Annotated in this window: 13 protein-coding genes; 5 read left to right on the forward strand and 8 right to left on the reverse strand. The window is 71.4% G+C overall.

Features of this window, described 5'->3' with window-relative positions; genetic code table 11:
* The first annotated feature begins 102 nt into the window (after positions 1-102).
* Positions 103-1,113: an LLM class F420-dependent oxidoreductase gene (locus ABZ915_RS32045; RefSeq protein ID WP_361810472.1), complete on the forward strand. Its 1,011-nt coding sequence runs from the start codon at positions 103-105 to the stop codon at positions 1,111-1,113.
* Between the two features lie 4 nt (positions 1,114-1,117).
* On the opposite strand, the gene ABZ915_RS32050 is transcribed toward ABZ915_RS32045, so the two are convergent.
* From ABZ915_RS32050 to ABZ915_RS32060, 3 genes are read right to left on the reverse strand one after another with little or no spacing between them, the layout of a single operon-like run.
* Entirely contained in the window at positions 1,118-1,891 is a 774-nt protein-coding gene (locus ABZ915_RS32050) for a hypothetical protein (RefSeq protein ID WP_361810474.1), read from the reverse strand.
* Complete coding sequence (locus ABZ915_RS32055; RefSeq protein WP_361810476.1) at positions 1,878-3,455, reverse strand: VWA domain-containing protein; 1,578 nt, start codon at positions 3,453-3,455, stop codon at positions 1,878-1,880. The genes ABZ915_RS32050 and ABZ915_RS32055 overlap by 14 nt, the downstream gene beginning before the upstream one ends.
* The gene (locus ABZ915_RS32060; RefSeq protein WP_361810478.1) at positions 3,452-4,741 is read right to left on the reverse strand and encodes a hypothetical protein; all 1,290 of its coding nucleotides are present in this window, start codon (positions 4,739-4,741) and stop codon (positions 3,452-3,454) included. The genes ABZ915_RS32055 and ABZ915_RS32060 overlap by 4 nt, the downstream gene beginning before the upstream one ends.
* Before the next feature lie 149 nt (positions 4,742-4,890).
* Between ABZ915_RS32060 and ABZ915_RS32065 the strand changes: the two genes are divergently transcribed.
* Positions 4,891-5,181, forward strand: a complete 291-nt coding sequence (locus ABZ915_RS32065; RefSeq protein ID WP_361810480.1) for a hypothetical protein — start codon at positions 4,891-4,893, stop codon at positions 5,179-5,181.
* A 294-nt stretch (positions 5,182-5,475) separates the two neighbouring features.
* On the opposite strand, the gene ABZ915_RS32070 is transcribed toward ABZ915_RS32065, so the two are convergent.
* The 3 genes from ABZ915_RS32070 to ABZ915_RS32080 are packed head-to-tail and all read right to left on the reverse strand — an operon-like array spanning position 5,476 to position 8,647.
* A complete protein-coding gene (locus ABZ915_RS32070; protein ID WP_361810482.1) occupies positions 5,476-6,546 on the reverse strand; it encodes a prenyltransferase/squalene oxidase repeat-containing protein in 1,071 nt (356 codons plus the stop codon).
* Entirely contained in the window at positions 6,543-7,277 is a 735-nt protein-coding gene (locus ABZ915_RS32075) for a class I SAM-dependent methyltransferase (protein WP_361810484.1), read from the reverse strand. Before ABZ915_RS32075 ends, ABZ915_RS32070 begins: the two co-directional genes overlap by 4 nt.
* Positions 7,271-8,647, reverse strand: a complete 1,377-nt coding sequence (locus tag ABZ915_RS32080; protein ID WP_361810486.1) for a glycosyltransferase family 4 protein — start codon at positions 8,645-8,647, stop codon at positions 7,271-7,273. The genes ABZ915_RS32075 and ABZ915_RS32080 overlap by 7 nt, the downstream gene beginning before the upstream one ends.
* Before the next feature lie 219 nt (positions 8,648-8,866).
* Between ABZ915_RS32080 and ABZ915_RS32085 the strand changes: the two genes are divergently transcribed.
* On the forward strand, positions 8,867-9,511 hold the full coding sequence (locus ABZ915_RS32085; RefSeq protein ID WP_361810488.1) for a TetR family transcriptional regulator: 645 nt from the start codon (positions 8,867-8,869) through the stop codon (positions 9,509-9,511).
* Between the two features lie 450 nt (positions 9,512-9,961).
* Here the strand turns inward: ABZ915_RS32085 and ABZ915_RS32090 are convergent, their stop codons facing one another.
* Together ABZ915_RS32090 and ABZ915_RS32095 are read right to left on the reverse strand one after the other, a co-directional pair.
* Positions 9,962-10,195 (reverse strand): ferredoxin, encoded by a 234-nt coding sequence (locus tag ABZ915_RS32090; RefSeq protein WP_361810490.1) that lies wholly within the window; start codon positions 10,193-10,195, stop codon positions 9,962-9,964.
* Between the two features lie 6 nt (positions 10,196-10,201).
* A complete protein-coding gene (locus tag ABZ915_RS32095; protein WP_361810492.1) occupies positions 10,202-11,659 on the reverse strand; it encodes an aldehyde dehydrogenase in 1,458 nt (485 codons plus the stop codon).
* Positions 11,660-11,766: 107 nt separating this feature from the next.
* Here ABZ915_RS32095 and ABZ915_RS32100 point away from each other — a divergent pair, with 107 nt between their 5' ends.
* Both ABZ915_RS32100 and ABZ915_RS32105 read left to right on the forward strand, forming a co-directional pair.
* The gene (locus tag ABZ915_RS32100) at positions 11,767-12,795 is read left to right on the forward strand and encodes an MBL fold metallo-hydrolase (protein WP_361810494.1); all 1,029 of its coding nucleotides are present in this window, start codon (positions 11,767-11,769) and stop codon (positions 12,793-12,795) included.
* Between the two features lie 39 nt (positions 12,796-12,834).
* Entirely contained in the window at positions 12,835-13,290 is a 456-nt protein-coding gene (locus ABZ915_RS32105; protein WP_361810496.1) for a nuclear transport factor 2 family protein, read from the forward strand.
* The last annotated feature ends 33 nt before the right edge of the window (positions 13,291-13,323 follow it).

The following is a 13,323-nucleotide window of genomic DNA, read 5'->3' on the forward strand; positions in this document are numbered from 1 at the left end:
CCGCCACTGTCGCGTACGGCCCCTCGCCCTTCCGGGCGGGGGGCCGTTGCCGTACAGTCGCGACCCGTACCGCTACTGACGAACCGTCAGATGGAGGGTGACATGCGGCTCGGTCTCGCGCTCGGTTACTGGGGCCGCGGCCCCTCCCCCGACCATGTGGCGCTGGCGCAGGAGGCCGAGCGGCTCGGCTATCACTCCGTGTGGACGGCGGAGTCCTGGGGCTCGGACGCCTTCACGCCGCTGACCTGGATCGCCGCGCGGACCACAAGGATCATGCTGGGGACGGCGGTTGCTCAGATGGCGGCCCGCTCGCCGACCACGACCGCGATGCACGCGCTGACGCTCGACCACCTCTCCGGCGGGCGCGTGATGCTGGGGCTCGGGCTGTCGGGGCCGCAGGTGGTGGAGGGCTGGTACGGCCGTCCGTTCCCGGCCTCGCCGCTGACCGCGACCCGGGAGTACGTGGACGTCGTACGGCAGGTGCTGCGGCGGGAGGCGCCGGTGGAGGTGGCCGGGCGGTTCCACTCCCACCCCTACCGGGGCCCGGACGGCACGGGCCTCGGCAAGGCCCTCAAGCCCATCACCCACCCGCTGCGCCCCGATCTGCCCGTCCTGCTGGGCGCGGAGGGCCCGAAGAACGTCGCCCAGACGACCCGTATCGCGGACGGCTGGCTGCCGCTGTACTGGGCGCCGACCCGACCCGAGGTCTACGGGCCCGCGCTGACCGACCTCCGGGAGGGCTTCGTCGTCGCCCCCATGGCCCAGGTGCGGGTCTGCGACGACGTGGCCGAGGGCCTGCTCCCGGTGAAGATCATGCTCGGCTTCTACATCGGCGGCATGGGCCACGGGTCCCGCAACTTCCACGCCGACCTGATGGCGCGCATGGGGTACGAGGAGGAGGCCCGCCGCATCCAGGACCTGTTCCTCTCCGGCCGCCGCGAGGAGGCCGTCCAGGCCGTCCCGGACGCCTTCGCCGACGAGATCTCCCTGGTCGGCCCGCGCGAACGCATCGCCGAGCGGCTGGAGTCATGGCGCAAGGGTCCGGTGACGGACCTGCTGGCGCTGTCGCCGGACGCGCATTCGCTGCGGGTGCTGGCCGAGCTCAACTCGTAGGTGTTCAGCGGAAGATGGCGATCGGGTCCAGCGTCAGCTCCCCCTTGGCCCCGTTCCAGGTGCGCACCTTGCCCAGGCAGCGGGCCTGGAACTCACCGGTGTAGTAGTCCTCCTTGCGGAACTCGCCGCGGCCCGCGGACTCCTCGCAGGTGATCCTCACGTGTGCGGACGGCGTTCCGTTCCCGTACGGGGCGCGCAGTTCCACGTCTCCGTTGTCCGTACGGCGGGCGGTGAAGCGGCCGGTCACGGAGACGTACTCCGACATGACCGCGCTCAACGGCACCTGACCCGTGTCGCCCCGGTCCCGCAGGGTCTCGGCCAGTGCCCCGTTCAGGACGAGGTGCCCGGTGGTGAGGTCGGCGTCCACCACGATGTCCTCCTTGCGCATCGTGTCCATGAGCACCCGGATCACCTTGATGGGCGTGCTCTCGCGGAGGTACGTGGTGACGCGCTCCTTGCTGACGCCGCCGCCCGCCTTCCCGCTGCCCCAGCCGAGTTTCGCCCACAGCCCGTACTCGCGGTTGACGTTGATGGTGTCGGCGACCTCGGCTTCCAGGGCCTCCGAGAAGCCGCCGACCTCGTAGATGTCCATCACGCGCTGCTCGTGCAGGTAGAAGCACATGTCGAGGAGACGCCCGCGGCGGCGGCGCCGGCCCCTCCGGCGCAGGCGCAGCAGCGCGTAGCAGACCGGCACGGCGAGGCCGACCGCCGTGGCCAGCCACACGGCCAGCCACGGCCACCACCACATCGCCAGCCACTGACGGTCAATGACAGCCACGGATCTCCTTGAAGGCGTCGGCGAGGGAGGAGAGGTTGGCGTCGACCATGCGGCCGCCGGTCGCCGCGGCGACCCGCTTCAGCTCGGCCGCGTCGGCCTCTCCGAACTGGACGGGGAAGGTGGGCACCGAGGCCGCCCCGGTGCCGAGCCGCCGGTAGTGGCGCAGGAACTCCCCATAGGCGAGGCCCGCGTTGTTCTCGCCGTCCGTCATCAGGACGATCGACACGGGTCGCCCGGGGTCCTGCCGGAGGGCGGCGGCGGAGATGCGGTAGCCGCGGTCGAGGGCCGACCAGACGGCGGTGTCGGCGCCGAAACCGCCCCCGGTGACGGTGCGTTCCAGTGTCTTGAGGTCCTCGTCGCCGCTCACGGTCACGGTGCGCTCCTGGAGCACCCGGCCGGCGAACCGGACGACCGTGAGGCGCTCGCCCCGGTAGAAGCGGGCGAACTTGCCCGCGGCGGTCCGGTCGGCGCCGCTGAGTCCGGCGAACGCGGCGCGCAGGTCCGCCATCCGTTTGCCGCGCATCGAGGTCGAGAAGTCCAGCAGGAACACGACCTGGTCCGCGGTCGGGTGCTCCGGGTCCCCGTAGTCGTCGACGAGTCGCTCGATGATGGAGAGACGGTCGGGGAAGGACAGGGCGTTGCCGACGGCGGTACGCAACTGCGGCGCGGGTTCGACGTCGGGGTTGACCGGCCGCCGGTGGGTGCGGTCCATCAGCTTCTGCTGCACGTCCGCGCTCAGCAGCCAGTCCACCACCTTCTGGTAGGCGGGGCGCTCGCGGGGGTCGAGCAGCAGCAGCGGGAAGTCGGACAGCACCATGCCGTCGTCGGGGTGGACGATCGTCAGGGGCCGGCGCAGCTTCCCGCTCGCGTTCAGGGACAGCAGTTCCGACTCGTGGGCGATCAGCGCGTTGGTGTCGTCCTGGTGGCTCGGGTAGCCGTCGATCAGCTCCCGTGAGCTGGGGTCGGTGAGCGTCTGGCCGGAGCGGAAGCCCCGCAACCGGTCGCAGGAGACGTCCTGTTCGCGCAGCGCCCGGCCGGTTCCGGCGGCGGCGGTGGCGACCCCGACGAGGGCGGCGCGCCCGGTGTCGCTGCGCCGGGGGTCCGCCATCCCGAACCGTACGGTGCCGTCGGCGGCCGCGTCCGCGATGTCCGCCCAGGTGATCCGGCCGTCGGGGGCCCGCTCGCGCAGGGTGGCCGCCACCGCGGGGGCGAGGCCGGCCACGACGGGCGAGCGCATGATCGCGGTGGATTCGGGCCGGTTGAGGTGGGCGTCCTGTACGCGCAGCAGGAACGAGCGGTCCGAGGCGAGCCAGGCGAGCTGATGGGCCGCGTGCCCGGCGGCGGGGTACTGCCCGGCGAGGTCCGCCGTCGCCGTGTAGTCCATCTCCAGCTCGACCCCGGTGTCCTCCTTCAACTGGCCCAGCAGCGGTTCCACATCGGCGAGTTCGGGGCTGGCCAGCACCCGCAGGGTGATGCTCTTGTGCTCCTCGGTGCAGGAGGAGAGGAAGGTGCCGAGGAGGACCAGCGCCAGCGCGGCCGTCGTGGCGCGGACGAGTCGGGTCACGGGCTGTCCTCCACGGGCGGCGGGCAGTGGCCCACGTAGTTGATGATGTTCTCCAGGACGTCCAGGTCGGGTTCGTAGACCTGGTCCCGTTTGGGGTTGTCGACCGGCACCTGGATGTGGTGGGCACGCAGATACCCGTTGAGGCGCTCGCTGGTGCCCGCGTCGCCCGAGAACCGGACACGGAAGCCCAGTTCGATCGCGCGCTCACGCAGTTCCTCGTCGTCGTCGATGAGTTGGACCAGCTTGTCGCCGTCGTCGGTGAGGGAGATGAGCTGGGGCTCGGTGAGGGCGAACGGGGTGGGGTAGAGCAGGACGCGGTCGGTGTCCTGCTTGCCGTACTTGGCGCGGAACGCGATCTGGTGGGCCAGGTACTGGTGTTCGTAGATCACGGAGACCGGTGCGATGCTCTCGCCGAGGTCGGAGAAGTAGCTGTCGGCCTGTTCGTCCGCCCACATGCCCTGGAGGTCGATGAGCGGGTTGATCGCCTTCTCCAGTGTCCGTACGTCGGCTTCGACCTTCGCCGGGGACTCGCCCTTGGCCTTCTGCGTGCCCGGTGTGCGGCCGCCGTTGGCGACGAAGGCGAGGATGCTCAGGTAGGTGCCCGCGGAGTTGGACTCGCAGACGCTGGAAGTGCGGACCAGGACGCGGCCGTTGTTGCTGCGGCGGCCACCGGTGACCTTGTCGTAGTCGATGCCGTTCCAGGTGTCCGGTCGCTTTCTGCCGTCCGCGTAGGTCGTCGGGCCGTCCACGCCGTCGAGGAGGCCCATGAACTTCGCCATGTCGAGGTCGTAGTAGAGCGTGTCGCCGCCCGGTGCCCGCTGCGGTGTGGCCACGCCCGCCTTGACCAGGGTCTCGGCGTAGTCGCGGAACGTGCCGAGCACCAGCGGGGTGACGAAGGGGCGCGTGGATCTGACCGAGCCGTCCGCCCGGTTCAGGATCAGCTTCGCGGCGGGCTGGCCGGACGGGAAGACCACGTCCATGCCCTTGAGCGACGTGGTGGCGATACCCCGGGAGCCGAGCCGGTGGATGTTCACCCGGATGCCGTGCTTCAGCAGCAGCCGCTGCACTTCGGGGTCTTTGAAGTAGTCGGACTTGGAGGCCATCTTGGCGTCCAGCGTGGTGATGCGGTCGAAGGGTCTGAGCGCGTTGCCCGAGACGAGCAGGGAGATCAGCCCGGCCAGGGCGAGCGGCAGCACGACGACGACGTACCGCGGGGTTCGGCGGCGGCGTAAGCGACGGGTGGTGAGTCGCGGTTCCTCGATCGTGGTTGTTCCGGCGTCGGACAACGGCCCTCCTGCCACTCAAGGGGCCAGGATCATCAGGGACCACGTCGAACACACGCTGCTGGAAGGGACAATTCCAGCTGAATGACGGAGGAACGGACGGCCGAACGCATTCGCGGTTTCAATCGGGCTTGCGGGGCCAGACGGAGAGTATGTCTCGATATCGCAGTGGCTCCAACTCCGCTGGGACGGTCGTCGCGGTGGTCGCGGACATCATGGCCGTGATCCTCGGACTGTGGATCCTGATGTACCTGCTGGACGCGAACCGGGCCAATGAACTGGTCCAGTTCATCCACGACGCCGCCAACTGGCTGGCCGGCTGGTCCCGCGACCTGTTCACCTTCGACAGGGCCTGGGCCCGGGTCGTCTTCGGCTACGGCCTGGCCGCCGTGGTCTACCTCTTCGTCGGCCACGCCGTCGCCAACCGGATGCACCGGCACTGACCCCTCCGGGGGATACGCGGATGACACGATCCCGGGCCGGCCGGAAGGGCATCCCCGCGACGGCCGTCGTACCAGGGCCGGTCGGGCCGATCCTGGACCGCCGTCGCACGGGGCTCCGGCCCGGCCGCCCACCCCCAGATCCCTGGTCTCGCGACCCGGGGCTCGGGGGGACCCCGGGAGACACAGCACCATCGGCGAGGCCGGCGCACCGGCACACCCCTCCGGGGGTACGCGGGCGCTCCGGCCACACACCCCGGTGGCTCGGGCCCGTGTCCCCGCTGAACCGCCGGACGGCTAGGCGCAGCAGTCCGGGTCCAGCCCCGGTGGCAGGTGTTCGCCGCCGAAGACCGCGCAGGTGGCCTCGTGGCCGCCGAGGGCGGCGACCGCGAGAAGCAGGGAGCCTGCCGTCCAGCTGGTGAGTTCGCGGGGCCAGACGGCGTCGTCCTCGAAGACGTAGCCGGTCCAGTAGAGGCCGGTGCCGGGGTCGCGCAGGTGCTGGATGGACTGAAGGATGTCCAGCGCGCGGTCGGACTCGCCCATCGCCCAGAGGGCCAGGGCGAGTTCGGCGGACTCGCCGCCCGTCACCCAGGGGTTGGGGACGACGCAGCGGACGCCGAGGCCGGGCACGACGAAGCGGTCCCAGTCGGCCTCGATGCGTTCCTTCGCCTCCGCGCCGGTCAGGGCCCCGCCCAGGACCGGGTAGTACCAGTCCATCGAGTAGCGGTCCTTGTTCAGGAAGCGCTCCGGGTGCCGGCGGATCGCGTGGCGCAGCGCGCCGACCGCCAACTCCCAGTCCGGCTGGGGCTCTTCGCGCTGCTCGGCGATGGCGAGGCCGCACCGCAACGCGTGGTGGACGGAGGAGCTGCCGGTCAGCAGCGCGTCCGCCGTGCCACTGCCGTCCTCGTCGCGCCGCCAGCCGATCTGTCCGCCGGGCTGCTGCGAGCGCAGCACCCACTCCAACGCCGCGTACACACAGGGCCACATGCGGTCCAGGAACGTGTCGTCGCCGGTGGCGAGGTAGTGGTGCCAGACGCCGACGGCTATGTAGGCGACGAAGTTGGTCTCGCGGCCGCGGTCGGTGACGTCGTCGTGCGCCCCGTCCGCGTACGCCGCGTACCAGGAGCCGTCCTCGTTCTGGTGCCGGGCGAGCCAGGTGTACGCCCGCTCGGCGGCCTCGTGTTCGCCGGCCGCGTCCAGGGCCATGGCCGCCTCGGTGTGGTCCCACGGGTCGAGGTGGTGTCCCCTGAACCACGGGATCGCGCCGTCCTCCCGCTGCACCGCGAGGATGCCGCGTACGGTCTCGGCGGCCTGCTCGGCGGTGAGGACCCCGGGCAGGACGAGGTGTTCTGTCCGGGGGGTCGTCACTTGGCGTCCACCTGGGGCAGGTGCGGCTTGGTCGCGTACGCCACGAAGCTCTTGCCGATGAGCGGGTTCAGCGCCTGCTCGGCGACCCGGGTCGCGAGGGGCTTCTTCATGATGTCCCAGACCAGCAGCTGGTGGTACGCCCGCACGGGCAGCGCCTTGTCGTTGTCGACGCCGAACGCGCACTTCAGCCACCAGTACGGCGAGTGCAGGGCGTGGGCGTGGTGGGTGCCGTACGGCTTGAGGCCGGCCTCGCGGATCTTGGCCAGCAGCTCGTCCGCCTTGTAGATGCGGATGTGGCCGCCCTCCACCTCGTGGTAGGCGTCGGACAGCGTCCAGCAGACCTTCTCCGGGCCGTAGCGCGGGACGGTGATGGCGATCCGGCCGCCGGGCTTCAACACCCGGACCATCTCCGCCAGTACGCCCTTGTCGTCGGGGATGTGCTCCATCACCTCGGAGATGATGACGACGTCGAAGGACTCGTCGGGGAAGGGCAGCGCGAGGGCGTCCCCCTCCATGGCGGTGGCGGTCGCGCCCGCGGGGGCCTCGCCCGCCTCCTCCATCGCCGCGAACCACTTGGCGACCTCGCGGATCTCCTCGGCGTTCTGGTCGAGGGCCACGACCTGCGCGCCGCGCCGGTAGCACTCGAAGGCGTGCCGGCCGGCCCCGCAGCCGAGGTCCAGGACGCGGTCGCCCGGGGCGAGCGGGAACCGGGAGAAGTCGACGGTCAGCACGTGGCCCTGCTTTCGGAGTAGACGCCTGTTGCGGCCGTGGGGCGGCCTGGGTTCCCGGCCCCGGAACGGCCGATGGCCTCGCGGTACCGGGCCACCGTGCCCTCGGCGGCCCGCGCCCAGGTGAACCGCTGGAGCACCCGCTCGCGCCCGGCCGCGCCGAGTCGCGCACGCAGTCCGGGGTCACCGAGCAGCCGGCCGAGCCCGGCGGCCAGCGCACCCGCGTCGCCGGGCGGCACCGCCAGGCAGGTCTCCCCGTCGGGCCCGGCGACCTCGGGGATCGCGCCGCCGGTCGTGGCGAGAAGCGGGGTGCCGGTGGCCATGGCCTCGGCGGCCGGCAGGGAGAAGCCCTCGTACAGCGACGGCACGCAGGCGACCTCGGCCGAGCGGACCAGGTCGACCAGTTCGGCGTCGGAGATGCCCTTCACGAACTCGACGGCGCCCTCCAGGCCGTACCGCTCGATGGCCTGGGCGACGGGTCCGTCCTCGGCGCGCTTGCCGACGACGACGAGGTGGGCGTCCGGGTGCTCGGTGCGCACCTTGGCGAGCGCCTCGACGAGGAAGACCAGACCCTTGAGCGGCACGTCGGCGCTGGAGGTGGTGACGATCCGGCCGGGGACGACGGGCACCGCCGGATTCGGCGAGAAGAGGTCGGTGTCGGCGCCGATGTGGACGACGTGGATGCGGTCGTCGCGGACGCCGAGGTGGTCGACGATCTCCTGGCGGGAGGTGCCGGAGACGGTGAGCACGGAGGGCAGCCGGCGGGCGACGCGCTTCTGCATACGGGTGAAGGCGTACCAGCGGCGGACCGAGTAGCGGCGCTGCCAGCCGTCGGCGGCGTCCAGCTCCAACTGCCGGTCCACCGTGATGGGATGGTGGATGGTGGTGACCAACGGGGCGCCTATGTCGCCCAGCAGGCCGTAGCCGAGGGTCTGGTTGTCGTGCACGACGTCGAACCGGCCGCGCCGGGCGCGCAGATGGCGGCGGGCGCGCAGGGAGAAGGTGAGGGGTTCCGGGAACCCGCCGGTCCACATGGTGGCGACCTCGAGGGCGTCGATCCAGTCGCGGTACTCGTCGCGGCCCGGGGTGCGGAAGGGATCGGGCTGGCGGTACAGGTCGAGGCTGGGCAGCTCGGTCAGGCTCAGCCGGCCGTCGTGGCCCTCGTCCTCGTCCAGGACGGGGTAGGGCTGGGAGCCGATGACCTCCACCCGGTGGCCGAGGCGGGCCAGCTCGCGGGAGAGGTGCCGGACGTAGACGCCCTGGCCGCCGCAGAACGGGTTCCCTTTATAAGTGAGGAGCGCTATGTGGAGCGGTCGCTCGCCGTCGGCGGCGGGGGCTTCTTCGACGCCCGCCTCCCTGGCCTCAGCGGTCACTCTGAGCCCCCTTCTCCCTGCTCTGTCCGCGAGACTACGTCGGGACGCTAATCTAGAACAAGTTTCAGACTTGATCGTTCAAGAGGCTCTGAATCTACCGGCAGGTAGGGGCGCAGGGAGCAGTGGATCAGGTGATTCGCGCCACGGCCGGGCCCCTGCCATGCTGGGTGATCACTCGCCCTCAACGGCCGCCTCACCGACTGTCACGGAACGGGACCGATGCCTGCGCACGCCAAGGTGGAATCCAGTACCGCGCACCCCGCCTCCGCCCCTCTGACGGAGCGGCAGCAGGCCCGGCGCCGCCGGATCCTGCACGCCAGCGCACAGCTGGCCAGCCGGGGCGGCTTCGACGCGGTGCAGATGCGGGAGGTCGCCGAGTCCTCCCAGGTGGCGCTCGGCACGCTGTACCGCTACTTCCCGTCCAAGGTGCACCTGCTGGTCGCCACGATGCAGGACCAGCTGGAGCACATGCACGGCACGCTCCGGAAGAAGCCCCCGGCGGGCGATACGGCGGCCCAGCGGGTGGCGGAGACCCTGATGCGGGCCTTCCGCGCCCTCCAGCGCGAGCCGCACCTCGCCGACGCCATGGTCCGCGCGCTCACCTTCGCCGACCGCAGCGTCTCGCCGGAGGTCGACCAGGTCTCCCGGCAGACCACGGCGATCATCCTGGACGCGATGGGCCTGGAGGACCCGACCCCCGAGCAGCTCTCCGCCGTCCGGGTGATCGAGCACACCTGGCACTCGGCCCTGATCACCTGGCTGTCGGGCCGCGCCTCCATCGCCCAGGTCAAGATCGACATCGAGACGGTGTGCCGCCTGATCGACCTGACGGATCCGGCGGGCGGCGAGGCGTCCCGCGACTGAGGCGGCGGGCGGCGGGCGCCGGGATCGCGTGGCGATGGCTCCTGGAACGCAGGAGTAGGGCAGGCCGGGCATCCGGGGCCACTACGCCGACGAGACGCTGTCCGTCCTCGCCGCGGCCGCCCGCGCCGAGCCGCGAAGGCGGCGGCGCTCGTCGCGGCCCACCGCCCGCGGACGCGTGAGCGCATGCGAAAACCTACGAGACGGGTTCCCTTCGCCGGCATTGCCCGGATCAGGTAATCGGGGTCGCTTTCCGGCCTTACTGCTGCCTTCCGGCCTCTCAGACCGACCGATCGATGTCGGCCACGGCGGATGCCGAATCCTTCTCGGCGTCGCGCCAGAGTCGGCTACTCCGGTCGGACTCCCTCACTCGCCCCGTAGGCTCTTTCAGGATAAGTCGTCCGGTGCGCTATGGAACCCCCCAAAGGGGACTTTTTTCTCCTACTCCCCCGACTACTCCTCCGGCGGGAACACCGCCTCCCCGCTGCCCACCAGCGTGATCGCGATGGCCTCCACGGGGCAGTTCTCCGCCGCCGCCAGCACCTTCTCGTTCGCGTCGGTGTCCGCCTCGACCGGATGGGACTGACGGGCGGTGTCGAGGCGGAAGCCGTCGGGGGCGTGGTGGAGGCACTGGGCGGAGCCGATGCAGACGGAACGGTCGACCTCGACGTGCCAGCGGTCGCCCATGGCGTTCTACGCCTCCCAGCCGGCCGGGAGGTGGATCATCTTGTGTTCCAGGTACTCGCCGTACCCCTCCGGGCCGAACTCCCGTCCCAGGCCGGAGTTCTTGTAGCCGCCGAACGGGCCGAGCATGTCGAGGCTGAAGGTGTTGACCGAGTAGGTGCCGGTACGGACCTGCCGGGCGACCTCGATGCCGTGCTCCACGTCCGAGGTCCACACGCTGCCGGAGAGGCCGTAGTCCGAGTCGTTCGCGATCTTCAGGGCCTCGGACTCGTCACCGTACGGCAGGAGGCAGATCACCGGGCCGAAGATCTCCTCGCGGGCGATGCGCATGGAGTTGTCGACGTCGCCGAAGAGGGTCGGCTCGACGTACCAGCCGCGTTCCAGCCCGGCCGGCCGCCCGCCGCCGGTGAGGATCTTGGCGCCCTCCTCCTGGCCGATACGGATGTAGTCGAGGTTCCTGCGCTGCTGCCGTTGGGCGACCAGCGGGCCCACCTGGGTCGCCGGGTCCAGCGGGTCGCCGACCGTGAGCGCGCCCGCCGCCTGGGCGAAGGCGTCGGCGAACTCGTCGTAGCGGGAGCGGGGTACGAGGATGCGGGTCTGGGCTACGCAGGCCTGGCCGTTGTTCATCCAGGCCGCCGGGACGATGCCCGCGACCGAGGCGGCCACGTCCGCGTCGGGCAGGACGACCGCCGCCGACTTGCCGCCCAGTTCCAGCGTCACGCGCGTGAGGTTGCGCGCGGCGACCTCCATCACGCGCTTGCCCGCCGCGACCGAGCCGGTGAAGGAGACCTTGTCGACGCCGGGGTGCCCGACCAGGTACTCGCTGACCTCGCGGTCGGCCGGCAGGATGGACAGCACCCCGTCCGGCAGCCCGGCCTCCTTGGCGATCTCGCCGAGGATGTAGGCGTCCAGGGGCGACTCGGGCGACGGCTTGAGCACCACCGCGCAGCCGGTGAGCAGGGCGGGCGCGAGCTTGGCGGCGGCGACGAACTGGGGGACGTTCCAGGGGACGACGGCGGCGACGACGCCGACCGGCTCGCGGCGGACGAGGATCTTGCCGAGCACTCCGTCGCGGGTCTCCTCGTACGTGAAGTCCCGCGCGACCCTGATCGCCGCGTCCCACACCATCATCGCGCCGAGGGCCTGGGCGAGGACGCTCCAGGAGTACGGGGAGCCGTTCTCGGAGGAGATCACGCGGGCGATCTCCTCGTGGCGTACCGCGATCGCGTCCTTGATGCGGCTGACGACCTCGATCCGCTCCTGAAGGGTCGCACGCGGCCAGGGCCCCTCGTCGAAGGCCCGGCGCGCCACGGCGACGGCCCGGTCCACGTCCTCACGCGAGGCGTGCGGCACCCGCCCGATGACCTCCTCGGTGTGCGGCGAGACGACCTCGATGACGTCCTTGCCCAGGGGGTCGGTCAACTCCCCACCGATGAACAGCTGTCCGTGTTCCACGAGCTCGCTCATGACCGACCGCCTCCCGCCGCACCGTATCTGACGCTGTTTCAGAACTGATATCAGTTCTAGTTATAGTGGGCAATGGTCACGGGCCGGAGGGACGGGGCGGAGGACGGATGACGAAGACGTTCGAGCACGGTGGCGGCGTACGGTCCATAGCGGTTCCGATTCCTGACAACCCCCTCGGGCACACGCTGGTGTACGTGGTCGACACCGACCGGGGGCCGGTGCTGATCGACACCGGCTGGGACGACCCGGCGTCCTGGGACACCCTGGTGGCCGGGCTGACGGCCCTCGGCACCGCGGTGGCGGAGGTCCATGGGGTCGTCATCACCCATCACCACCCCGACCACCACGGGCTGTCGGGGCAGGTGCGGGAGGCCTCCGGGGCGTGGCTCGCGATGCACGCGGCCGATGCGGCGATCGTCCGCCGGGCGCGGGAGACGGACCCCGAGCGCTGGTACACCTACATGGCCGCCAAGCTCACGGCCGCCGGAGCGCCGGAGGAGCACGTGGCCCCGCTGCGCGCCGGCCGTCGCCGCCGCGCCGTGCCCGGTCTCTCCCCCGCGCTGCCGGACCGCGAGATCGTCCCCGGCGAACTCCTCGGCCTCCCCGGCCGCCGTCTGCGCGCCCTGTGGACGCCGGGTCACACCCCGGGCCACGTCTGCCTGCACCTGGAGGAGGAGCACCCGGCCCGGCTCCCCGGCCACGGCCGCCTCTTCTCCGGCGACCACCTGCTCCCCGAGATCACTCCGCACATCGGGCTGTACGAGGATCCCGACGACGCCACCGTCACCGATCCCCTCGGCGACTATCTGGCCGCCCTGGAGCGGGTCGGCAGCCTCGCCCCCGCCGAGGTCCTCCCGGCCCACCAGTACGCCTTCACCGACGCGCCGTCCCGGGTCCGGGAGTTGCTCGCCCACCACGAGGCCCGCCTCACCGGCCTGCTCTTCCTCCTCGCCGAGCCCCTCACCCCCTGGCAGCTGGCCGAGCGGATGGAGTGGAACCGGCCCTGGGAGCAGATCCCGTACGGGTCTCGGACCATCGCGGTGTCGGAGGCGGAGGCCCATCTGCGCAGGCTGGTGAAGCTGGGGCGCGCGGAGGCAGTGGCGGGGGGCGAGCCGGTGGCGTACGTGGCCGTTTAACCGGTCGAGCGGGCGGGGCCCCGGCTGGTAGACCGTCTCATGGACTTTACGGACCCCCTGGAGAACCTTCTCGCCGAGCGCGCCTGCGAGCGCGTCATCCACGAGTTCGTCCACCGTCTCGACCTCGGTGAACCCGCCTCCGTCGCCGAGCTGTTCACCGAGGACGGCACCTGGTCCTGGCCGGCGGACGGGCGGCTGGTCGAGGGCCGTGCGGCGCTGCGGGACTATTTCGGCTCGCGTCCCGCCGACCGGCTCTCCCGCCGTCTGATGTCCAACATCCTCGTCACCCTGATCACGCCGGACACGGCCGTCGCCACCTCGTACTTCTCGACGTACCGGGTGGACGGCTACGAGGGCGGCATCGTTCCGACCGGCGCACCCGTCCAGGTCGGCACCTACGAGGACGCGTTCCGCCGGGTCGACGGTCAGTGGCTGCTGGACAGCCGGGTGCTGTCGCTGCCGTTCGGCGGTCCGACCCCGCGGGCGGTCGGCTGAGGCCCGCCGCCCTGCGCCCGCCCAGATCGCTCC

The sequence above is a fragment of the Streptomyces sp. NPDC046915 genome, from assembly GCF_040644935.1.
Taxonomy (GTDB): Bacteria; Actinomycetota; Actinomycetes; order Streptomycetales; family Streptomycetaceae; genus Streptomyces.